We start from the raw sequence: 21,140 nt of genomic DNA, 5'->3' as shown, positions 1-21,140 counted from the left end.
GGGTTGCGTCATGGGAAGTGATGAGGGCAAGCAGACCGGGATTGAAGGGCTTCTCAACACGGTAACGCACGTCCTCAATGGCGCGAACATCATCATCCAAGACAAAGACGGAAGGATCATTCGGTGGACGAGCGGTTGCGAGCGCCTCTATGGCTGGACGTCAACCGAAGCCGTCGGTCAGGTTGCTCAGGACATGCTTGCGACGCGGTTCCCGTTGCCGCAGGATGAGATCCGCCGCCGTATCGGTCTCCATCACACCTGGGAAGGCGAACTCGTCCAACGTCGCAAGGACGGCCAGACGATCGTCGTCGCAACGCGATGGGTTGCGGTCAATTCGTCCGATCACGCTCCCGCCATCATCATCCAGACTATCAACGACATTACTGAAATGACCAAGGCGCAGAACGATCTGGCGGCGCGTGAGGCGCATCTAAGATCGATCTTGGAAACGGTGCCCGAAGCAATGCTGGTCATTGACGAGACGGGTATCGTCACCTCTTTCAGCGCCGCCGCTGAACGTCTTTTTGGCTATTTTGCAAAGGAGGTCGTCGGACGGTCCGTCAACGTGCTGATGCCTGCCTCCGAGGGCAGGGCGCATGATGGTCATCTTGCTCGGTATCTCAAAACCGGAGAGCGCCGCATCATCGGTTACGGAAGGGTCGTCATGGGGCAACGCAAGGACGGCTCGGTCTTCCCCATGGAGCTTTCGGTGGGCGAAGCCGTCGTTGACGGAAAGCGCATCTTTACAGGTTTCATTCGCGACCTGACCAGCCGACACAGGATAGAAGCCGAGCTGCGACAGGCGCAGAAGATGGAGGCGATCGGACAGCTTACCGGCGGCCTGGCCCACGACTTCAACAACCTTCTTGCCGTCGTCAGCGGCAATCTGGAAATGCTGGAAGGCAAGATTTCGGACGAGAGGCTGCGCCGTTTGCTTCTTGAGGCGCAGGAGGCAACGCAGGACGGAGCCAGGCTCACCGGGCAGCTCCTGGCGTTTGGCCGCCGCCAGCCCCTCAACCCGCAACTGGCAGAGATTGGAAGCCTCATTACCGGGTTTTCCAATCTCCTGCTTCGGGCGATCGGGGAGACCATAGAATTACGGGTGGTTGCTCACGGGGCTTCCCACCACGCACTGGTCGATGGGCCACAACTCCAAAATGCATTGCTCAATCTTGCATTGAACGCTCGCGACGCCATGCCTCGCGGAGGCCGCCTGACGATAGAAATTTCGCACGCGACGCGAGGCGGCGGCCGTCCATCAGCGGATCTGGCCGAACAGCAGCGGGATTATGTGCTGGTTTCCGTCAGCGATACCGGCACGGGCATGACCGCAGATGTGAGGGAGAAGGCTTTCGAGCCGTTCTTCACGACCAAGGGTGTTGGCTCGGGCACCGGGCTTGGGCTTTCGATGGTCTATGGTTTCGCCAAGCAATCCGGCGGCGATATCGAAATCGACAGCGAGCCTGGCCAGGGTACCTGCGTAAAGATATTCCTGCCGGCTGCGACGCATCAGTGGTCGATTGCGGCTCCCCACAAAATGTTGACCCTTGCAATGCAAAGTGCGGAAAAGGCACCTTCCGTGCCGGTGTGAGCCCCAAGTCGCTGACATTCGACGTGCCATTCGTGATTTAACCCCCTCTCCGAAATGCGTTCCGGCGCCTGTGTGATAGGCCGCTGCCCGCCGTCGCCAGTGCGCTGCGGGAAGAGTTTTTCAGGTCAACGCGCAGGCACGATGCAACCTGTTGCCTCCAGAACAGTTAACTGTGGAACATTATGGAGGATGAGATGAAAAAGGCATTGATCATCGCATGCGTCGGGTTGGCTCTGGGTTCATGCACTGCCACCGAACGAGGTGCTGGCGTTGGCGCTGCAACCGGCGCAGTTATTGGCGGCGTGGCGACCGGCAATGTGCGCGGAGCAGCAGTTGGTGCGGCGGTAGGGGGAGTGTCCGGGGCATTGATCGGCAGCGTGGCTGATCAACCGGGCCGCTGCTACTATCGCGACCGCTACGGGAACCGATATATCGACCGGTGCTAAGCACCTTTTATCGAGAGCTGGTTAGGCGCCGAGACCTGGGTTGCGGCGCCTAACCATCCTTTGGTCGTCGCTTTCGGCACTATGCGAGGATGGTAGGTCTCAGGTCCGGTCCCGCGAGTCTTCTTCCAGGATCCGCCAGGCTGCACCATCAAGGTCTTCATATTGCCCGCTTTTAAGCGACCACAGGAAGGCGAATAGTCCGAGCCCTCCGAGAAAAAGCGCAATTGGAATGAGGAAGATGAGCATGTTCATGCGAGTCGAGCCTCTCCGGTTTGTCTTGCGTCGTGCCCTGTTGCCGTGGCGATATGACGGTTCGGATGCCCGGTACGGTTTAGTCGCAACGCGTTGGCGATGACGATGATCGAGGATGTCGACATGGCAATTGCTGCTATCAAGGGCGTGGCATAGCCGGCAAGCGCGATCGGCACCGCGATGATATTGTAACCGATGGCGAGCGCGAAATTCTGCCGGATCAACCTTCCCGCTTGCCGGGAGACGTCGATCGCCAGCGGCACGGCTTCCAGGCTTTCGTGCATGAAGACGAAGTCGGCGGCCTGGCGGCCGATGTCCGCCGCGGTGGCCGGAGCGATCGAAACATGCGCGGCAGCCAAGGCCGGAGCATCGTTGATGCCATCGCCGACCATCAGGACTTTGTGACCTTGTTCGGCGAGGGAGACGCAGAATTCCGCCTTTGCTTTGGGAGCCAGTTCTGCGGCCCATCGAGTAATGCCGAGCCGGCTGGCGAGGCTGCTGACCGAACCTTGACGGTCGCCCGAAAGGATCCCGCTTGAGAGCCCTTGTGCCGCAAGCTCGTCGATCGCCGCCCGCGAGTCCGGACGCAACTCATCCTCGAACAGGAAGCGGGCCAATTCTTTTCCATCGCAGGAAAGGATCACCTCGAGCGTCGAAGAAGCCGCCGATGTGTCAACTCCGCTATCGCCGCAGGCGAAGCGTCGGTTGCCGAGGCGGTACAGCCCTTGGGGCGAGCGGGCCTCCAGACCCTGGCCGGGAATTTCGACGACGTCATAGAAAACTGGCACCGGCCCTGACGCAATGCCGGTAAGGGCTTTGGAAAGAGGGTGGCGGGAATGGGCAGCAAGCCCGGCGGCAACGGCCAGATGAGCTGCCGTTGCCGACCCGAGGTTTACAAGCTTGGGTTTGCCGAGAGTAAGGGTGCCGGTCTTGTCGAATGCCACCGTATCGACCTCGGCGAGCCGCTCCATAGCCGAACCGTCTTTGACCATAATGCCGTTTTTGAACAACCGGCCGGCGGCTACGACCTGAACCACGGGGACCGCCAGACCAAGCGCGCATGGGCAGGTGATGATGAGCACCGCGATGGCGATCAGCATCGCCTGCTTCCAGTCCCCTCCGAAAAAGCCCCAGCCGAGAAATGCCAGAAGTGCCAGAAGATGGACTGCCGGCGAATAGACCTGCGCGGCGCGATCTGCGATCCGCCGGTAGCGAGCCCGACCGCCCTCTGCCGCTTCCATCAATGCGATGATCTCGGAGAGGAATGATTGCCGTGCGGAGGCAGTCGCCACTAGCACAAGCGAGCCGGTGAGGCTGAGCATCCCCGCTTGGAGCGCGTCGCCGGCCCTGACCGCACGGGGAGCGCTTTCGCCATTGACGATCGAGACGTCCATGTCGCTCGCGCCGCTTTCGACGACTCCATCGACCGGTACCCGTTCGCCCATCGCAATAGCGACGCGCTCGCCGGGCGCGATATCCTCGACGGCGCGATATTCGCGGCTGCCGTCTTTCCCGATGATCATTGCGCCCCGGGGCGAAAGCCTGGCAAGCCCGCTGATGGCGGAGCGGGCCCGATCGCGCATGATGTGATCGAGGGTGCGCCCGATTAGCAGGAAGAACAACAGCGAGACCGTGGCATCGAACCAGGCGTGTTGCCCGTGATGGATCGTTTCCCAAACCGAGACCGCGTAGGACAGGGTGATGGCCAGCGCGATCGGCACGTCCATATTGGTGCGGCCGCGGCGAAGCGCCCGCCAGGCCGACTGATAGAAGAATCGGCCGCCGTAGATCAGCGCCGGGGCGGCGATCATCGCCGATATCCAGTGAAACAGGTCGCGGGTCGAGGCGTCGGCACCGGACCATACCGAGACTGAAAGCAGCATGATATTGGCCGCGGCGAAGCCCGAGAGAGCGACTGCGCGGATCAACTCGCGCTGCAGCGCTTCGCCGCTGTCTTCGCCATCGGAGAAGAGGTGGGTATCATAACCGGTGGCGTCGGCAATCGCCTTTACGAGCGACGAAGGGTCGGTGGGTTCATTCCCAACCATTTCCTTCCAGATGATCGAGACGCGTTTTGTGGAAAGGTTGACGCGGGCCCGCTCCACCGCCGGCAAGGCCTTGAGGCTGGTTTCGATTGCCGTGATGCATGTACCGCAATGGACCTGGGGTACGCTGAGCTCGGTCTGGCGCAACCCGGGCCCGACGATACGGCTCGAAAGAGCCAATTCTTCCGATGAGGGCAGCTGGCCTGTGATGGAACCTTCGGTACCCGGCGCGCAGCAGCTCATTGCCCCCCTCCCAAGACCGAAATGCGTTCCGCTTCATGCAGGATCCGTTTGCCGTTCCTGGTGGCGCTCGCGTCGACGATCCACTGGCCGGGCAGGAGCGGGTGGCTGGTGGTGAAGATACCCTTTGCCACCGGCGTGAGACGGAGTTCGAAATCCTGATGCTCGCCAACCGGCCGCTTGAACTTGAGCGTGAGTTCGTCGGCCAGGATCGGACCGTCGGCGGGATGGGAAACCTCGTAGCGGATAGTGCTGCCGTTGATGAGAAGCCTTCCGGTGACGCCGCTCGCCGTCAAAATGCGAGCCTCGGCGGCCTTTCCGTTGAACTCCTGGCTTGCAATATAGGTATTTTGCGCGACCAGGCCGCTCCAACTGCGCGTGGCATTGTAGGCCATATAGAAGTTGACCGAGATGATGGTGCCGAAGAAGAGCACCATGACACCCAGCATGTGCCATCCGGTGAAGACGAAGGTTTTTGCTCGGGAAACGTTCATTTCTTGGCTCCAGGAGTGTTGAAGACTGCGGCGTAGCTGTCTTGCTCGTGGCTGGACCGATCTTCAGCGATGAAGCGGAAGTCGTTGGTTTGCGCGGATATGGCTTCTTTGGGGAGGGTAACGAAGACCTTCAACGCGAGTGTCTTGTCAGGCTCGACCTGGACAGCAAAGAGGCGGCCGGGAACATCGGTGATCCCGGTAATCTTCATGGTCGCTTCCGGTAGCCCCTCCATGGAAACCATGATGGTGCGCGGTTCAGGGATCATGTTGAGAAGGCGGATCGTGTATCCGTTGCGGATCGAGCCGTCCGACTCCAGAACGAATTGCGGGTTGCGGTCATGCAGGACGTTGACCTCCAGTCGGTCGCGCGAAAGCAGAGCGAAGACCAGACCGAGGCCCACGGCCGACCAGACGCCAAAGTAGAGCAGGGTGCGCGGACGGAAGATAACTCTCCAGTTGAAGTGGCGTATATTGTCGATGAAGGTACCGTCGGCGTTGCGGACGCGTGACGGGTCGATCGACGTCGTGCCGCCATTTGTCGCCAGAGTCATGTTGCTTTCATATTCTTCGAGCGTGGCATAGGCGATGAGACCGCGCGGCTTACCGATCTTGTCCATGACGCTGTCGCATGCGTCGATACAGAGTGCGCAGGTGATACAGGCAAGCTGCTGGCCGTCCCGGATGTCGATCCCCATGGGACAGACGGCGACGCAGGCATTGCAGTCGACGCAATCGCCCACGGCTTGTCCAGCCGCGGCGGCTTTTTTGGCGTGCCGGCTGCGAGGTTCACCCCGCCAATCATTGTAGGTGACCACGAGCGAGCTTTCATCCAGCATCGCCCCTTGGATGCGCGGCCATGGGCACATGTAGATGCAGACCTGCTCGCGCATCAGGCCGCCAAGCACATAGGTTGTGGCCGTCAGGATGGCGACGGTCGAGTAGGCAATAGCGGCAGCCTGGCCGGTTACGAACTCGAAGGCGAGCGACGGAGCGTCGGCAAAATAGAATATCCAGGCGCCGCCGGTTGCCACCGCGATCGCAATCCAGGTGGTGTGTTTCGCCACGCGTTTCCAAAGCTTGTCGAAGCTCCAGGGTGCTGCGTCCAATTTCATACGTGCATTGCGATCGCCCTCGATGAAACCTTCGACAGCCAGGAAGAGATCGACCCAGACCGTCTGCGGACAGGCATAACCGCACCAGGCCCTGCCGACAGCCGAAGTCAGCAGGAAAAGCCCGAAGCCCGCCATCACTAAAAGTCCGGCAACGAAGAAAAATTCCTGCGGCCAAATCTCGATGAAGAAGAAATAGAAGCGCCTGTTGGCCAGATCGATGAGAACAGCCTGGTCGGGGGCAAAGGGACCACGATCCCAGCGGACCCAGGGCGTCAGATAATAGATGCCGAGGGTGATCAGCATGACAATCCATTTGAAGCGCCGAAACCGTCCCTCGGCCTTCTTCGGAAAGATCTTCTTGCGCTTCTCGTACAACGGCTGGCGCGGTGCGCCCGGCGGATGCACGGGTTGCGCATCGATCCGTTCAACCGTCTGATCATTCGAGCCGAGAGCGGGGGAAGTATAGAGGTTCATGGGACTGGTCCTTTGTCCCATCTTGTTTGGCATTGGCGAGCGCCGACTACATTGACTTACGTCAAGAGTACGGGATCGGTTGGTGCGACAAAACGGCCGCCCGCTGTCTAAGCGGGCGGCCGCATGTCGTGGGGGAAGGGTACATCACCGTGTGGCGGCGATGGCTTGCCTTACTCGCCGCCGCCCAGCGAATGGACGTAGACGGCGAGCTGCTTGACCGTGGCGTCCCCGAGACGGGTCGCCCATGCGGGCATCACGCCATGCCGAGGCGACTGGATCTGTTTGGCGATCTCGGCTTCGTCCCGCACCTTGAGCCAGATAGCATCGCCGAGATTGGGGGCACCCATGTCGCGATTGCCTTCGGCCTTTTCGCCGTGGCAGGAGATACAGTTGTCGGCAAAGAGCTGCTTGCCCGCGTCGACAAGCGACGGGTCACGCGGCGTGCCGGTCAGGCTGACCACATAAGAGGATACCTGACGGACCTCTTCCGGCTTCAACATGTCCGCAAATGCCGGCATTTCCGAAACGCGGGTCTCCGGATCAACGCTGTCCCGGATACCGTGAGCGATCGACTGATAGATGGCGTTGACATCGCCGCCCCAGAGCCATTCGTCGTCGTTGAGGTTCGGATAACCTTGGCCGCCCGAAGCACCGGTGCCATGGCAGGGTGTGCAGTTGACGCGGAACGCGGCGGCTCCGCCGGCAGTCGCGAACTGGCTGAGCTGCTGGTCGGCGAGGATCTCGTCGAGCGATGCGCTCGAGATCTTTTCGACGATGCCACCCGTGGCAATCCTTGCGCTTTCGACATCTGCGGCCAGATCGGCGCGGCTGGAATATCCGAGGGCCCCTCTTGTCGCATCGCTGACCATTGGCCAGGCGGGATAGAGGATGGTGTAGCCAAGCGCCCAGACGATGGTGGCGTAGAAGGTCCACACCCACCAGCGCGGCATTGGGTTGTTCAGCTCGCGGATGCCGTCCCATTCATGGCCGGTGGTTTCGACGCCGCTGATTTCATCGATATGCTTGTCCGCCATCTTTTAATCCTCCTTCAGAGGGATTTGCGCGGCTTCTTTGGCCTGGGCGTCTGCGCCCGGACGCAGGGTGAATAAAACGACGCCAAGGAAGAACAGGGCCATGCCCAGGAGTCCCCAGCTGTCGGCGAATTGACGGAGCGCGGTGTAGGCTTCCATGTTCCCTCTCCTCAGCGATAGCCGGCGGCGTCGTCATAGGTCGAGAAGTCGACCAGCGTGCCGAGCATCTGCAGATAGGCGACGAGCGCGTCCATCTCGGTCAGGTTCTGGGCGTCGCCGTCGAAATCACCGATCTTGGCCTTCGGGTAGCGTTGAAGAAGACCCGAAATGTCGGAGTTCGGATCGGCCTGTGCCGCAAGGTCCGCCTTTGCGCTGGCAACCATTTCGTCGGAATATGGTACCCCGACCGCACGGTTGGCCTTGAGCTCCATGCTGACGTCGGTGACCTTGAGCGGCGTCTCCTTCAGGAAGGCATAGCTCGGCATGACCGATTCCGGCACCACGTCGCGCGGCTCGACCAGGTGCTGGACATGCCATTCGTTGGAATAGCGGTCTCCCACGCGGGCGAGGTCGGGGCCTGTTCGCTTCGAACCCCATTGGAAGGAGTGGTCATACATGGATTCCGCTGCCAGGCTGTAGTGACCGTAGCGTTCCACCTCATCCCGGAAGGGCCGGATCATCTGGCTGTGGCAGACATAGCAGCCTTCGCGGATATAGATGCTGCGGCCGGCGAGCTCGAGCGGCGAATAAGGCCGCATGCCTTCCACTTTCTCGATGGTGTTTTCGAGATAGAAGAGCGGCGCGATTTCGACAATGCCGCCGATGGAAACGACGACCAGCGAACCGACCAGCAGCAGCGTGGCGTTGCGTTCAATGAATTGATGTTTTTCTAGAAGACCCATGGGTCGGTTCCTTTATTCAGCCGGCTGCAGGGCGGGTGCGGCGCCTGGCACCGTCTCCTGCCGTTCGTAGCCGAGGATTGTCATCGTGACGTTGAATGCCATGAGGAGCGCTCCGGTGAGGAACATGGCGCCGCCGACTGCACGAAGGACGTAGTAGGGGAACATCGCTGCCACCGACTCTGCGAAGGAATAGACGAGGAAACCCTGGTCGTCGTATTCGCGCCACATCAGGCCCTGCTGCACACCTGCAACCCACATGACGGCGGCGTAGACGACGATGCCGAGCGTGGCGAGCCAGAAGTGCCAGTTGACCAGCTGCAGGCTATAAAGCCGCCGGCGGTTCCAGAGCTTCGGCGTGAGGTAATAGATAGCGCCGAAGGTGATCATGCCGTTCCAGCCAAGGGCGCCCGAATGGACGTGGCCGATGGTCCAGTCGGTATAGTGGCTGAGCGAGTTGACAGCCTTCACCGACATCATCGGGCCTTCGAATGTCGCCATTCCGTAGAACGCGATCGCCATGACCATCATGCGGACGATGGGGTCGGTGCGGATCTTGTCCCAAGCGCCGGACAACGTCATCAGGCCATTGATCATGCCGCCCCAGGAGGGCATCCACAGCATGACGGAGAAGACCATCCCGAGCGTCTGAGCCCAGTCGGGAAGCGCCGTATAGTGGAGGTGGTGCGGACCGGCCCAGATATACATGAAGATCAAGGCCCAGAAGTGGATGATCGACAACCGGTAGGAATAGACCGGGCGGTTAACCTGTTTGGGCACGAAGTAATACATCATGCCGAGGAAGCCCGACGTCAGGAAGAAGCCGACGGCATTGTGGCCGTACCACCACTGGGTCAGTGCGTCCTGAACGCCCGCGAAAGCGGAGTAGCTCTTGACGCCGAGGAAGGAAACCGGGATCGCAAGGTTGTTCACCACATGCAGCATCGCGATCGTCACGATGAAGGAGAGGTAGAACCAGTTTGCCACATAGATATGGGGCTCTTTGCGCTTCAGGATGGTACCCAGGAAGACCAGGAGATAAGCGACCCAGACGACCGTGAGCCACAGGTCGACATACCATTCCGGTTCGGCATATTCCCGGCTTTGGCTGATGCCCAGCAGATAGCCGGTTGCCGCCATGACGATGAAGAGCTGATAACCCCAGAAGACGAACCAGGCTAGGTTGCCGCCGAAAAGCCGAGCGCGACAGGTGCGCTGTACCACATAGAAGGAAGTGGCGATCAGCGCGTTGCCGCCGAATGCGAAGATGACGGCTGAGGTATGGAGCGGGCGGACGCGGCCGAAGTTGAACCAAGGCTCGATGTTCAGATCGGGAAAGGCGAGCTGCAGTGCAACGACGACACCGACGAGGAAGCCCACGACGCCCCAGAAGACGGTCGCGATGGTACCGTATTTGATGACTTCATCGAAATACTCGGACTGGACCGAGCTCTTCGAGGTTTGCCCCGCTGGCGCGAAGGAGATCTTGCGGAGCATGACGACCGTGCTGACGAGCAGCACGAAAAACAGAACCCACATATGGGCGGCGAACAGGCTGTCATAGGCGAAGGCGGCTCCAAGCAGAGCTAGAAAGGTGCCGACGGCCAGAAGAATCGTTTCGGAGACGTAATTCATGGTCTTGAGCCTCGCAACGCGAATCCGCGGTGCTGGTTGAGAGATTGCTGACCATCATCTGCTGACACACAGCTTGAAGAGACGCTTTGATTTGCGTCAACATCCTGCTCGAACGCAGGTGTGAGGCGATTTCGCAGACCTGGCCTGCCGCCGAGGATGGAATGGAGATGAAGTTCTGCCTGAGGTAGGTAAAAGCGGCGTCTAGCGCGGATATCTTTGTCGCACTGGTCTATTAAAGCGCTGGAGCATCATATTATGATGCGGCATATCTTATAATATATCTTGGGAAGCCTTACCCTCGGCGCATCATGGCGCGATATCGCAATTGGCTTCCCCGGAGATGGGTGCGCATCCTCTCCCGCGCAGCAGAATCGTTTCCGTCGGCGATGGCTTGGGCGATGGCGGCATGTTCGCTTTGGATCTGCGACAGATATTCCCGAGACATTTCCGCATCATCTTCCTGGAGAAGAGAGCGCGGGATCATCTGCCGGCCAATCGATTCCAGGAGGTCGCGAAAGCGGGGGTTGTTGGTCGAATCGGCAATTGCCATATGGAAGGCCCGGTCACTGTCGACGGTCGATGAACCGGCTGCGATCTGTCGGTTCATCATATCCAGACACTCGAAAATATGCTCTTGCTGTGCCGGAGAGGATCGGCTCGCAGCGAGACCCGCAGCCTCGATTTCGATTGCAGCCCGCACTTCAAGCATCTCGATGATGGACGAGACCCGGTGAATGTCGACGCCGTGAAACGCCTTTTGCGGTCCGGTGTGAGGGGCAAGAACAAAAACGCCGACACCATGGCGCACTTCCACGAGTCCGTCGGCGCGAAGAGACGCAATTGCCTCCCGGATGACAGTTCTGCTGACCTTGTACTGGTCTGTCAGGCCGCTTTCACTCGCAAGCTTGTCTCCCGGTTTCAGCTCACCCACAGTGATCGCGTTTCGCAGCTGCTCTCCAATGGCTTCGACCAGATTGCGTCCCTTGCGCTCGCGGAGTTGCAAAGCGGTGTTGTCGGTTCGTTTCAAGGTAGATTGCTCCCGAGCATGCCATGTCTTCCTGTTGAGACAGTCGGATGGACCAGACCCCTTTTGTCAAGCGCCGAGAAAGAAATCCGTTGACGACACTCGATGCTCTTATAGTATAACATAGAGCATGAGATATGATAACATGAGAGATGACGGCATCGCAGCCGATCTCACGGGGAGGGGCGGATGCTCAAGAAACTTCTTTTAACTGGCGCAGCCGGCGGCGTTGGGCGGGCAATACGGCCGATGCTGGGAGAGCTTGCCGAACACGTGGTCATCTCCGATATCAGCGAGATAAGCGATGTCGGCGGGAGAGAGACCTTCGTCCGCTGCGACCTTGCCGATGCGGCGCAGGTGGCGGAAATGCTGGATGGCGTTGATGGTATTATCCACCTGGGCGGCGTCTCGGTCGAACGCAAATTCGACCTGATACTGCAGGGAAACATCCTCGGCCTCTATAATCTCTACGAGGCGGCCCGCCGCAATGGTAAGCCCCGTATCGTATTTGCAAGCTCGAACCATGTCATCGGCTATTACCGGCGTGACGAGCGGCTGGACAGCACGGTCGTCCCCAGGCCGGATTCTCTCTACGGCGCCTCGAAGGTCTTCGGAGAGGCCATCGCCAGCCTCTATTTCGACAAGTTCGGCCAGGAGACGCTGTCGGTGCGTATCGGGTCTTGCTTTGAAAAGCCGATGAATACCCGAATGCTAGCAACCTGGCTCAGCCACAGGGATTTCGTCTCGCTTTGCGGCCGTGCTTTCGACACGCCCCGGCTCGGTCATACGGTGGTTTACGGTGCGTCGGCCAATGACGAGCAATGGTGGGACAACCGCAATGCGGCTTTCCTTGGCTGGAAGCCGCAGGACAGTTCGGCAAAGTGGCGAGTGGAAGTAGAAGCGGCGGCCGGCAAGGAAGATCCGGCAAATCCCGCGGTCATTTATCAAGGGGGCCCGTTTACGTCCGCGGGTCATCCAGACGATGAATGACGGCGATCCGCGGGCTACCGTTTGACGTGCGATCCGCGGGTGAAAGAAGCTCCCCAACCGGGTAGGAGACGGCGGCAATCGTGGTTCACCTGCCGTTTCCTCCGATACCCCAGACTTGCAGCCCGCGCGGCTAGATCTTCACGACCGCCCCTTGCTTGGCGGAGCGAAGTGCCGCGTCGGCCAGTTGCAGTGCAATCAGCCCGTCTTCGGCCGAGGGAGAAGGTGCCGTTCCGTTTTCCAGACTGTCGATAAACGCGGAGATTTCCGCTGCGTAAGCGGCGGTGTAACGGGTCATGAAGAAGTCGTGGAGCGGCGGGCGCGTGTAGCCGTCCTTATTGGCGACCTCGATCGACACCGGCCGCTGATTTTCCGCGGATACCGAACCCAAAGAGCCATGGACCTCAATGCGTTGGTCGTAACCATAGCTGGCGCGACGGGAATTGGAGATAACGCATTGGCGCCCGCTCGCCGTCGTCAGGATGAGGCTAGCGCTATCGTAGTCGCCCAGTTCGCCGATTTTCGGATCGACCAGAACCGCGCCGGCAGCCATGACGGAGACAATCTCTTCGCCGAGCAGAAAACGTGCCATATCAAAATCGTGGATGGTCATGTCGCGGAAGATGCCGCCTGAAACCTTGATATATTCCGCCGGCGGCGGACCCGGGTCGCGGCTGGTGATTGTCACCATTTCGACTTTGCCGATCCGGCCTTCATCGATTGCCTGACGTACCGCGCGGAAATGCGGATCGAACCGGCGATTGAAACCGAGCATCACCTTCGCGCCGCTCTTGCGGACGGTCTCAAGGCAGGCTCTGGCGCGGTCGACATCGAGGTCGATCGGCTTTTCGCAGAAGATCGCTTTGCCGGCCTTTGCAAAGCGTTCGATAAGATCTGCATGAGTGTTGGTCGGCGTGCAGATGATGACCGCGTCGATGTCTCGATCCGCCTCGATGTCTTCAATGCTGCTGACCCTGCAGCCGGCACTGTCGGCGATTGCCTGGGCGGCTTCAGTCACCGCATCGACCACCGCCACCAGCCTGGCGCGCTTGTCCTCGGCGATTGCCCGGGCATGCACCTTCCCGATGCGTCCTGCGCCCAAAAGCGCCAGCTTGGTGACCATGGTCGTCCTCCCACAAAATCGGTCGCGTCTGTGGCCCTCTACGATCTCTGTTCCGCTGATGCTGGGAAAAGCGAATTCGTGGTCGCGAGGATCCATTCTCGATTTGGAATATATTTTCTATTCTGCTAGATGTTGATCCACCTTATGTCAAGCGCGCGATTGGAGGCACAGAAGTATGAGTGAAGGGGCCGGTCCGACCACCATCAAGGCCTTCGAGGAGCGGCTGCTGGAAGTAGCGGAACGCCTTCCGAAGCGGCTGCGGCAGTGCGCCGAATATGTGGCGGCGAACAAGGACCGGATTGCTGTCTCGACGGTGGCTGAGATGGCGGAGGGTGCCGGGGTACAACCGTCTGCATTCATGCGGTTCTGCCAGATCATGGGTTTTTCCGGCTTTTCGGAAATGCAGAAGCTCTTTCGCGAGTCTTTCGTCGGCGGCTGGCCGGATTACACGACGCGCCTTCAGCACCTGCGCGAAAAAGCGGAGGGAAGCCCCTCGGCGCTGCTGGCGGAGTTCGTCGAGGCGGGACGCATGTCGCTCGAAAATCTCTTCAAGACGATCGAGCCGCAGAGCCTCGAGCAGGCGGTACAGGTGCTGGCCGACGCGCAGATGATTCACATCATCGGATTGCGACGCTCATTTCCGGTGGCCAGCTATATGGCCTATGCCTTCGAGAAGATGGACGTACCGGCCATGCTCCACAGCGCCGTCGGAAGGCTCGATAACCGCAATGCCATCCGTCCCGGTGATGTGCTGCTTGCCATCACCTTTTCTCCCTACTCGGCGGAAACGATTGAACTCGTGGAAGCGGCGCAGGCACGGGGTGTTCCAGTTGTCGCTTTGACGGATACGATCGTCAGCCCGCTCCGCAAATATGAAGCCATCACCCTGTCGGTTTCCGAGGTGGACTTTGGCGCCTTCCGCTCGCTTTCCGCTACCCTCTGTCTTGCCATTGCTTTGTCCGTGGCGGTGGGCACGCGGCGTTCTTCCTGAATATTCGTGTTGAAATTCTACAAAATAGAATTTATAGTCCATATAGACGACGGAGGAATGATGCGCCGGTAGATGCGCCATTCGAAATGGCTGGCGGAGTGCAACAGCTTCGCAGCCGGCAGGGAGGAAAATTTGACGTCACTCGATCTCATCACGATCGGCAGGTCATCCGTCGACCTCTACGGCGCTCAAGTCGGGGGGCGTCTGGAAGACATGGGCTCTTTCAATAAGTATATCGGCGGCTCACCCACCAACATAGCCGCGGGCGCGGCGCGACTTGGCCTGAAAAGCGCACTGATTACCCGCGTCGGCGCCGAGCATATGGGCCGGTTCATTCGCGAGCAGTTGATACGCGAAGGTGTCGACGTAAGGGGCGTGAGGACCGATCCGGAGCGCCTGACTGCGCTGGTCCTGCTCGGCATTCGCGACCAGAATCAGTTCCCCCTGATCTTCTATCGCGAGAACTGCGCCGATATGGCTCTTTGCGAGGATGATATCGATCCGGCATTGATCGCCGATGCCCGCTGCGTCTGCGTGACGGGCACGCATCTGTCCCATCCGCGTACGGAAGCCGCTGTGCTGAAGGCGCTGACCCTCGCACGGAAAAACGGTGCCCGCACGGCGCTCGATATTGATTATCGTCCCAATCTCTGGGGCCTTGCGGGTCATGAGGCGGGAGAAAGCCGGTTTATCGAGTCCGAGAAAGTGACCGCAAAACTGCAGTCCACATTGCGCCTGTTCGATCTGATCGTCGGCACCGAAGAGGAATTCCACATCGCGGGCGGCTCCACGGATACGCTCGAGGCGTTGAAGGCCGTGCGTAAGGTTTCAAATGCCGCTTTGGTGTGCAAGCGCGGTCCGATGGGCGCTGTGGTGTTCGAGGGGGACGTGCCCGACAGCCTGGAGCGGGGCCAGACCGGGGAAGGCTTCCCGATCGAAGTGTTTAACGTGCTCGGCGCCGGTGACGGATTTATGGCTGGTTTGTTGAAAGGGTGGCTGACGGACGAGGATTGGCCGACAGCCCTGAAATATGCCAATGCCTGCGGCGCCTTTGCCGTGTCGCGGCATGGCTGCACTCCGGCCTATCCCAGTTGGGAAGAACTGCAATATTTCTTCAAGACCGGAATTCGCGAAAAGGCTCTGCGCAAGGATGCGGCGCTCGAACAGGTGCATTGGTCGACGAACCGCAAGGGCGACTGGTCGACCATGCGGGTCTTCGCCTTCGATCATCGCATGCAGCTCGAGGCAATGGCCGAGGAGGCGGGCGCGCCGGCCGTAAGGATTGGTGCTTTCAAGCTGCTTTGCCTGGATGCCGCAAAGAGGGTCGCCGGCAACGACACCGGTTATGGCCTTCTTTGCGACGGCCGGCTTGGCCGCGATGCACTTTATGCCGCCGCTGGAACAGGCCTCTGGATCGGTCGCCCCGCAGAATGGCCCGGCTCCCGCCCGCTGACGCTCGAGCCGGAACTCGGCCTGGATTGCGGCGGGCTTGGGGAATGGCCCCTCGATCAGGTGGTCAAGGTTCTCTGTTTCTATCATCCGGACGATACAGCGGAGCTGCGGGCCGAACAGGAGGTGACTGTGAAGCGCCTGTTCGAGGCGGCACGCCGCAACCGCCTGGAAATGCTCCTGGAGGTCATTCCTTCCAAGGTCGGATCGTCGAATGACGAGACGGTCGGGAAGATCATCGATCGTTTTTACGAGATCGGCGTCTATCCCGACTGGTGGAAGCTGGAGCCGATGAAGAGCGAAGCGGCCTGGGCCAATGCCTGCGCGGCTGTGCAGCGAAACGATCCTTATACGCGCGGGATCGTGGTTTTGGGGCTCGATGCTCCGCAGGCGGAGTTGCAGGACAGTTTCCGCCTTGCTGCCCGCTTCGACCTCGTCAAGGGTTTTGCCGTAGGCAGGACGATTTTCGGGGAGGCGGCGCGCAATTGGCTGGCGGGCCGTATTTCGGACGATGAAGCCGTGGAGGATATGGCAGGGCGCTATCGCAGCCTGTGCCAAATCTGGGATGAGGCACGCGCCAGAACGGGAGAAGCGGCGTGAAGACAGTACGTTTGACGGCGGCACAGGCGCTGGTGCGCTATCTGGCCAACCAGCTGAATGAGGATGGCGAGACCTATATCGCAGGAGTATGGGCGATCTTCGGCCACGGCAATGTTGCCGGCATTGGTGAAGCGCTCTATGGCATTCGCGAGGAACTGCCGACCTATCGCGGCCAGAATGAGCAATCCATGGCTCATGCCGCGATTGCCTATGCCAAGCAGCTGCGCCGCCGCCGCGCCATGGCGGTGACATCCTCCATTGGCCCCGGCGCGACGAACATGGTGACGGCAGCCGCCCTTGCCCATGTCAACCGCCTGCCGGTGCTGCTGATCCCGGGCGATATCTTTGCCAACCGCGGACCGGATCCGGTCTTGCAGCAGATCGAGGATTTCGGCGACGGCACGGTATCCGCCAACGATTGCTTCAAACCCGTCAGCCGCTATTTCGATCGCATCATGCGGCCGGAACAGCTTCTGACTGCACTGCCGCGCGCCATGCGCACCATGATGGATCCCGCCGATTGCGGTCCGGTGACGCTTGCCTTCTGCCAGGATGTGCAGGCCGAGGCCTTTGATTATCCGGTAGCTTTCTTCGAAAAAAAGGTCTGGCGCATCCGCCGCCCGGAACCCGATCGGAATGAATTCGAAACGGCAGTGGCAGCCCTGAAGGCAGCCAAGAACCCGGTGATCGTGGCCGGCGGCGGCGTGCATTTCGCCGGCGCGACCGAAACGCTGACGGCATTCGTGGAAAAGCACCGGATCCCTGTGGTGGAAACGCAGGCAGGCAAGTCGGCACTTGCCTGGGATCATGATCTGAATTTCGGACCAGTTGGCGTAACAGGGGCGGAAAGCGCCAACTCGGTTTCAGAGAATGCCGATCTGGTGATCGGAGTCGGGACGCGCTTTCAAGATTTTACCACCGGATCCTGGGCGCTGTTCAAAAACCCCAACCGCAAGATCCTTGCGTTGAACGTTCAGGCCTATGACAGCTCCAAGCACGATGCGATCCCCCTTGTGGCGGATGCGAAGATTGGGCTCGAAAAACTTTCGGCTGCTCTTGGCGATCACCGTTATGCTGCTCCGGATGCCTCACTGAAGGCGGGCTGGTTCGCCAAGGCTGACGTGGCAACGGCGGCTCCGAAAGACGCCAACACGCTGCCGACGGACATGCAGGTGATCGGCGCCGTACAGCGGGCCTCGCGCGACAACACGGTGGTGATGTGCGCGGCCGGCACCATGCCGGGTGGGTTGCATCAGTTGTGGAAGGCCAAGCTGCCGCTCTCCTACCATATGGAATACGGGTTCTCCTGCATGGGTTACGAGATCGCGGGGGGCCTCGGCATCAAGATGGCGGAGCCGGATCGCGATGTAATCGTGATGGTCGGCGACGGCTCCTACATGATGATGAATTCGGAGCTCGCGACAGCTGTTGCCATGGGTGCGAAGATCACCGTCGTGATCACCGATAACCGCGGTTACGGCTGTATCAACCGGCTTCAAATCAGTGCCGGTGGTGCAGAGTTCAACAATCTCTATGCCCACACCAATGTAAATCCGATTGCCATTGATTTTGCCGCGCATGCGGCGGCAATGGGTGCTGATGCCCGCAAGGTTTCATCGACCGCCGATCTGGAAGCGGCCCTCAATGCCGCCCGCGATGCCACCGTTCCAACTGTGATCGTCATCGATACCGATCCTTATCCGGCGCTCGATGCCGGTGGTTATTGGTGGGATGTGGCCGTCCCGGAAGTCTCGCCACGGGAAGAAGTCAAAAAGGCTCGGGTAGCCTACGAAGCCGCGCTCAAGGAAAGAAGCTAGTCATGATCCTCTATGGAACCAATCCAATTGCCTGGTCGAACGACGACGACCGTTCCCTCGGCGCTCATATCAGCCTGGAGCAATGCCTGGACGAGACGGCCAGGATCGGCTTCGACGGGATCGAAAAAGGCCACAAATTTCCGCAGCAGCCGGAAGCGTTGAAGGCGGTTCTAGAACCGCGCGGGTTGCGGTTCGTTTCGGGATGGCACTCGCTGAATTTGCTGACGAACTCCATCGAGGAGGAAAAGGCTGCGATGCAGCCGCCGCTCGACCTTCTGAAGGCGATGGGCTCAAGCGTCATCATTGTCTGCGAGACCTCCAATGCCATTCACGGTAATGACAGCATGGCGCTGGTGGATCGCCCGAAACTCGCCGATGCCGACTGGGCAAAATTCGGCGCCGGCGTCGAGGCATTGGCGGAATTTGCCGCCGGGCAGGGGATCGCGCTTGTCTACCACCATCATATGGGTACCATCGTCGAGAGCGAGGATGAGATCGACAAGCTGATGGCAAATACCGGGCCGCACGCCAAACTGCTGCTCGATACGGGCCATTGCCTGTTCGGTGGCGGGAATCCGGAAGCGGTCGCTAGAAAATACATGAACCGCGTCGGTCATATCCACGCGAAGAACGTGCGGCCCGAAATCGCCCGGCAGGTGCGCGAGGAGAAGCTGTCGTTCCTTGAGGGCGTACGCCGTGGCGTATTCACGGTACCCGGAGACAAGGAGGGAGGTGTGGATTTCCAGCCTGTCCTGAAGATTGCCGCGGAACATGGCTATCAGGGATGGCTCGTGATCGAAGCCGAGCAGGATCCGGATGTCAGAAATCCCTTTGAATACCAGAGCCTCGGCTTGTCTTCGCTGAAAGCCATGGCGAGAGCGGCAGGCCTCGACAAAGCGGAGGCTGTGGCATGAGCAATCTGCTGCGCAAACCGAAAGGTCGGGGCGGCAAGGTGCATGACGTCACGCCGAAGGACGCCGGTTGGGGATATGTCGGCTTCGGGCTCTATAAGCTCAAGGCGGGCGAAACGGTTGGCGAGGAAACCGGAGAGACCGAAGTCATTCTTGTCCTGGTTCAGGGCAAGGCCCGCGTCAGCGGGGGAGGCAAGGACTTCGGCAAGCTTGGCGATCGCATGAACGTTTTCGAGCGCAAGCCGCCTCACTGCGTTTATATTCCCGCAGGCGCCAAATGGAATGCGACCGCAAGCACCGATTGCGAACTTGCCGTCTGCACGGCACCCGCCAAACCGGGGCGCCAGGCTGCACAGATCGGGCCGCAGGGCCTGTCGCTCAATACGCGCGGTAAGGATGCCAACACGCGCTATATCTATCCGATCGCGATGGAAGAGCGGGATGTTGCCGACAGCTTGTTGGTCACGGAAGTCTTCACGCCATCGGGAAACTGGTCCTCCTATCCGCCGCACCGACATGACGAAGATAATTTTCCAGACATGACTTATCTGGAGGAGACCTATTATCACCGGTTGAACCCGGCGCAGGGGTTTGGCTTCCAGCGGGTTTTCACCGAGGATGGCTCACTTGACGAGACCATGGCGGTTGAAGATGGGGACCTGGTCCTGGTGCCGAAGGGCCATCATCCCTGCGGTGCGCCCTACGGGTACGACATGTATTACCTGAACGTCATGGCGGGCCCGATCCGTAAATGGCGCTTCAAGAACCATCCTGATCACGATTGGATTTTTAGGCGCGACAACCCCTGACGCTTTCGTCCTGTCGGTTCATCAGCATGAGGAGAAATAGGATGGCTGGCTTGGGCGTCGGGCTGATTGGCACCGGCTATATGGGCAAATGCCACGCGCTTGCCTGGAATTCCGTGGCGAGCGTTTTCGGGGACATAGACCGCCCACGCCTTGTGGCGCTTGCCGAGGTGGATGCCGAACTTGCCGCACGCAAGGCGCGCGATCTCGGATTTGCCCACGCCACAAGCAATTGGCGCGATCTTCTGGCCGATCCGGATGTGGATGTGATCTCCGTCACGACGCCGAATGCCTTTCACGCCGAAATGGCCATAGCTGCGCTCGAGGCCGGCAAACACGTCTGGTGCGAAAAACCCATGGCGCCTCTGCTGGGCGATGCCGAGCGCATGCAGGCGGCGGCCGGACGGTCAGGCAAGATCACTGCCATGGGCTACAACTACATCCAGAATCCGATGATCCGACAAATCAAGGGGCTGATCGAGCAAGGCGCCATCGGTGCCGTCAATCATGTGCGCGTTGAAATGGACGAGGATTTCATGGCCGACCCGCAGGCGCTCTTCTACTGGAAGAGCGAGGCGGCGTCCGGTTATGGCGCGCTGGACGATTTCGCGGTGCATCCTTTGTCACTGCTTTTTACGCTCTTCGGCCATGTCGACGCAGTCGTCACCGACATGGTCAAACCTTATGCCGAAAGGCCGACGGCGGATGGCGCAAACCGTCCGGTGGAAAATCACGATCTGGCGAGCGTCCTTTTCCGCTTGGAAGGGGGCATATCGGGGGTGCTGATGGCGAACCGGTCTGCCTGGGGTCGCAAGGGCCGTATCTCGTTGCAAATCTTCGGGTCGCAAGGTTCCATCCTGTTTGACCAGGAGCGGATGAACGAATTCGAACTGTACCAGAATTCCGGCGACAGGACGCAGCAAGGCTTCCGAAAGATCCTGGCTGCACCGGATCATCATCCCTATGATCGCTTTATCCCGGCCCCAGGTCATGGCCTCGGTTTTAATGATCTGAAGATCATCGAGTGCCACGAATTGATCTCGGCCATCAACGGCAAGCCGGCGCATCTCATCAGCTTCGGGGATGGTCTTCAAATCGAGCGCTCCGTCCACGCCATGGCCCGTTCATTTGCGGAGCGACGTTGGGTGACGGTGGAAACCTGACGGCTCGCTGGCCATTTATTCTGCTCAGTGGTTCTCCTCTAAAAAAAGAA

18 protein-coding genes and 1 pseudogene are annotated in these 21,140 nt (G+C 59.9%); 9 read left to right on the top strand and 10 right to left on the bottom strand.

Features of this window, described 5'->3' with window-relative positions; translation table 11 throughout:
- Positions 1-10 precede the first annotated feature (10 nt).
- Positions 11-1,504 (top strand): annotated as a pseudogene (locus tag C5L12_RS06395) (PAS domain S-box protein); the annotation flags it as partial.
- A 281-nt stretch (positions 1,505-1,785) separates the two neighbouring features.
- Complete coding sequence (locus C5L12_RS06390) at positions 1,786-2,037, top strand: glycine zipper domain-containing protein (protein WP_105371186.1); 252 nt, start codon at positions 1,786-1,788, stop codon at positions 2,035-2,037.
- Between the two features lie 99 nt (positions 2,038-2,136).
- Here C5L12_RS06390 and ccoS read toward each other — a convergent pair whose 3' ends face one another.
- The 9 genes from ccoS to C5L12_RS06345 form a co-directional block, all read right to left on the bottom strand.
- A complete protein-coding gene (ccoS, locus tag C5L12_RS06385) occupies positions 2,137-2,289 on the bottom strand; it encodes a cbb3-type cytochrome oxidase assembly protein CcoS (RefSeq protein WP_105371185.1) in 153 nt (50 codons plus the stop codon).
- On the bottom strand, positions 2,286-4,577 hold the full coding sequence (locus tag C5L12_RS06380; protein WP_105371184.1) for a cation-translocating P-type ATPase: 2,292 nt from the start codon (positions 4,575-4,577) through the stop codon (positions 2,286-2,288). Before C5L12_RS06380 ends, ccoS begins: the two co-directional genes overlap by 4 nt.
- Complete coding sequence (locus C5L12_RS06375; RefSeq protein WP_105371183.1) at positions 4,574-5,068, bottom strand: FixH family protein; 495 nt, start codon at positions 5,066-5,068, stop codon at positions 4,574-4,576. Before C5L12_RS06375 ends, C5L12_RS06380 begins: the two co-directional genes overlap by 4 nt.
- Positions 5,065-6,654 (bottom strand): cytochrome c oxidase accessory protein CcoG, encoded by a 1,590-nt coding sequence (ccoG, locus tag C5L12_RS06370; RefSeq protein WP_105371182.1) that lies wholly within the window; start codon positions 6,652-6,654, stop codon positions 5,065-5,067. Before ccoG ends, C5L12_RS06375 begins: the two co-directional genes overlap by 4 nt.
- 170 nt (positions 6,655-6,824) lie before the next feature.
- A complete protein-coding gene (gene ccoP, locus C5L12_RS06365; protein ID WP_105371181.1) occupies positions 6,825-7,688 on the bottom strand; it encodes a cytochrome-c oxidase, cbb3-type subunit III in 864 nt (287 codons plus the stop codon).
- Positions 7,689-7,691: 3 nt separating this feature from the next.
- Positions 7,692-7,844, bottom strand: a complete 153-nt coding sequence (locus C5L12_RS06360; protein WP_105371180.1) for a cbb3-type cytochrome c oxidase subunit 3 — start codon at positions 7,842-7,844, stop codon at positions 7,692-7,694.
- Positions 7,845-7,855: 11 nt separating this feature from the next.
- A complete protein-coding gene (gene ccoO / locus C5L12_RS06355; protein ID WP_105371179.1) occupies positions 7,856-8,587 on the bottom strand; it encodes a cytochrome-c oxidase, cbb3-type subunit II in 732 nt (243 codons plus the stop codon).
- Between the two features lie 12 nt (positions 8,588-8,599).
- Entirely contained in the window at positions 8,600-10,219 is a 1,620-nt protein-coding gene (gene ccoN / locus C5L12_RS06350) for a cytochrome-c oxidase, cbb3-type subunit I (protein WP_105371178.1), read from the bottom strand.
- Positions 10,220-10,511: 292 nt separating this feature from the next.
- Complete coding sequence (locus C5L12_RS06345; RefSeq protein WP_245422781.1) at positions 10,512-11,246, bottom strand: FadR/GntR family transcriptional regulator; 735 nt, start codon at positions 11,244-11,246, stop codon at positions 10,512-10,514.
- Between the two features lie 186 nt (positions 11,247-11,432).
- On the opposite strand from C5L12_RS06345, the gene C5L12_RS06340 reads away from it, so the two are divergent.
- Positions 11,433-12,233, top strand: a complete 801-nt coding sequence (locus C5L12_RS06340; protein ID WP_105371177.1) for an NAD-dependent epimerase/dehydratase family protein — start codon at positions 11,433-11,435, stop codon at positions 12,231-12,233.
- 130 nt (positions 12,234-12,363) lie between these two features.
- Here the strand turns inward: C5L12_RS06340 and iolG are convergent, their stop codons facing one another.
- On the bottom strand, positions 12,364-13,353 hold the full coding sequence (gene iolG, locus C5L12_RS06335) for an inositol 2-dehydrogenase (RefSeq protein WP_105371176.1): 990 nt from the start codon (positions 13,351-13,353) through the stop codon (positions 12,364-12,366).
- Between the two features lie 175 nt (positions 13,354-13,528).
- Between iolG and C5L12_RS06330 the strand changes: the two genes are divergently transcribed.
- The 6 genes from C5L12_RS06330 to C5L12_RS06305 all read left to right on the top strand — a co-directional run bounded on the left by C5L12_RS06330 (position 13,529) and on the right by C5L12_RS06305 (position 21,090).
- On the top strand, positions 13,529-14,344 hold the full coding sequence (locus C5L12_RS06330; protein WP_105371175.1) for a MurR/RpiR family transcriptional regulator: 816 nt from the start codon (positions 13,529-13,531) through the stop codon (positions 14,342-14,344).
- 132 nt (positions 14,345-14,476) lie between these two features.
- Positions 14,477-16,393, top strand: coding sequence for a bifunctional 5-dehydro-2-deoxygluconokinase/5-dehydro-2-deoxyphosphogluconate aldolase (locus tag C5L12_RS06325; RefSeq protein ID WP_170109060.1), 1,917 nt, complete (start codon positions 14,477-14,479; stop codon positions 16,391-16,393).
- The gene (iolD, locus tag C5L12_RS06320) at positions 16,390-18,210 is read left to right on the top strand and encodes a 3D-(3,5/4)-trihydroxycyclohexane-1,2-dione acylhydrolase (decyclizing) (RefSeq protein WP_105371173.1); all 1,821 of its coding nucleotides are present in this window, start codon (positions 16,390-16,392) and stop codon (positions 18,208-18,210) included. The genes C5L12_RS06325 and iolD overlap by 4 nt, the downstream gene beginning before the upstream one ends.
- 2 nt (positions 18,211-18,212) lie before the next feature.
- Positions 18,213-19,124, top strand: a complete 912-nt coding sequence (gene iolE / locus C5L12_RS06315; RefSeq protein ID WP_105371172.1) for a myo-inosose-2 dehydratase — start codon at positions 18,213-18,215, stop codon at positions 19,122-19,124.
- On the top strand, positions 19,121-19,930 hold the full coding sequence (gene iolB, locus C5L12_RS06310) for a 5-deoxy-glucuronate isomerase (RefSeq protein WP_105371171.1): 810 nt from the start codon (positions 19,121-19,123) through the stop codon (positions 19,928-19,930). The genes iolE and iolB overlap by 4 nt, the downstream gene beginning before the upstream one ends.
- Before the next feature lie 41 nt (positions 19,931-19,971).
- A complete protein-coding gene (locus tag C5L12_RS06305) occupies positions 19,972-21,090 on the top strand; it encodes a Gfo/Idh/MocA family protein (protein ID WP_105371170.1) in 1,119 nt (372 codons plus the stop codon).
- Positions 21,091-21,140: the final 50 nt, after the last annotated feature.

The sequence above is a fragment of the Neorhizobium huautlense genome, assembly GCF_002968575.1.
GTDB classification, from domain to species: domain Bacteria; phylum Pseudomonadota; class Alphaproteobacteria; order Rhizobiales; family Rhizobiaceae; genus Neorhizobium; species Neorhizobium huautlense.
Note: the sequence above shows the minus strand (reverse complement) of the source record. Positions and strands in the feature narration are given on the sequence as shown.

Excerpts from the sequence above, each read along its gene's own strand:
- C5L12_RS06360 (WP_105371180.1), bottom strand. The coding sequence starts at position 7,844 with ATGGAAGCCTACACCGCGCTCCGTCAATTCGCCGACAGCTGGGGACTC.
- C5L12_RS06340 (WP_105371177.1), top strand. The coding sequence starts at position 11,433 with ATGCTCAAGAAACTTCTTTTAACTGGCGCAGCCGGCGGCGTTGGGCGG.
- C5L12_RS06330 (WP_105371175.1), top strand. The coding sequence starts at position 13,529 with ATGAGTGAAGGGGCCGGTCCGACCACCATCAAGGCCTTCGAGGAGCGG.
- ccoG (WP_105371182.1), bottom strand. The coding sequence starts at position 6,654 with ATGAACCTCTATACTTCCCCCGCTCTCGGCTCGAATGATCAGACGGTT.
- C5L12_RS06375 (WP_105371183.1), bottom strand. The coding sequence starts at position 5,068 with ATGAACGTTTCCCGAGCAAAAACCTTCGTCTTCACCGGATGGCACATG.
- iolG (WP_105371176.1), bottom strand. The coding sequence starts at position 13,353 with ATGGTCACCAAGCTGGCGCTTTTGGGCGCAGGACGCATCGGGAAGGTG.
- ccoO (WP_105371179.1), bottom strand. The coding sequence starts at position 8,587 with ATGGGTCTTCTAGAAAAACATCAATTCATTGAACGCAACGCCACGCTG.
- C5L12_RS06305 (WP_105371170.1), top strand. The coding sequence starts at position 19,972 with ATGGCTGGCTTGGGCGTCGGGCTGATTGGCACCGGCTATATGGGCAAA.
- ccoP (WP_105371181.1), bottom strand. The coding sequence starts at position 7,688 with ATGGCGGACAAGCATATCGATGAAATCAGCGGCGTCGAAACCACCGGC.
- ccoN (WP_105371178.1), bottom strand. The coding sequence starts at position 10,219 with ATGAATTACGTCTCCGAAACGATTCTTCTGGCCGTCGGCACCTTTCTA.
- iolE (WP_105371172.1), top strand. The coding sequence starts at position 18,213 with ATGATCCTCTATGGAACCAATCCAATTGCCTGGTCGAACGACGACGAC.
- ccoS (WP_105371185.1), bottom strand. The coding sequence starts at position 2,289 with ATGAACATGCTCATCTTCCTCATTCCAATTGCGCTTTTTCTCGGAGGG.
- iolB (WP_105371171.1), top strand. The coding sequence starts at position 19,121 with ATGAGCAATCTGCTGCGCAAACCGAAAGGTCGGGGCGGCAAGGTGCAT.
- C5L12_RS06390 (WP_105371186.1), top strand. The coding sequence starts at position 1,786 with ATGAAAAAGGCATTGATCATCGCATGCGTCGGGTTGGCTCTGGGTTCA.
- C5L12_RS06380 (WP_105371184.1), bottom strand. The coding sequence starts at position 4,577 with ATGAGCTGCTGCGCGCCGGGTACCGAAGGTTCCATCACAGGCCAGCTG.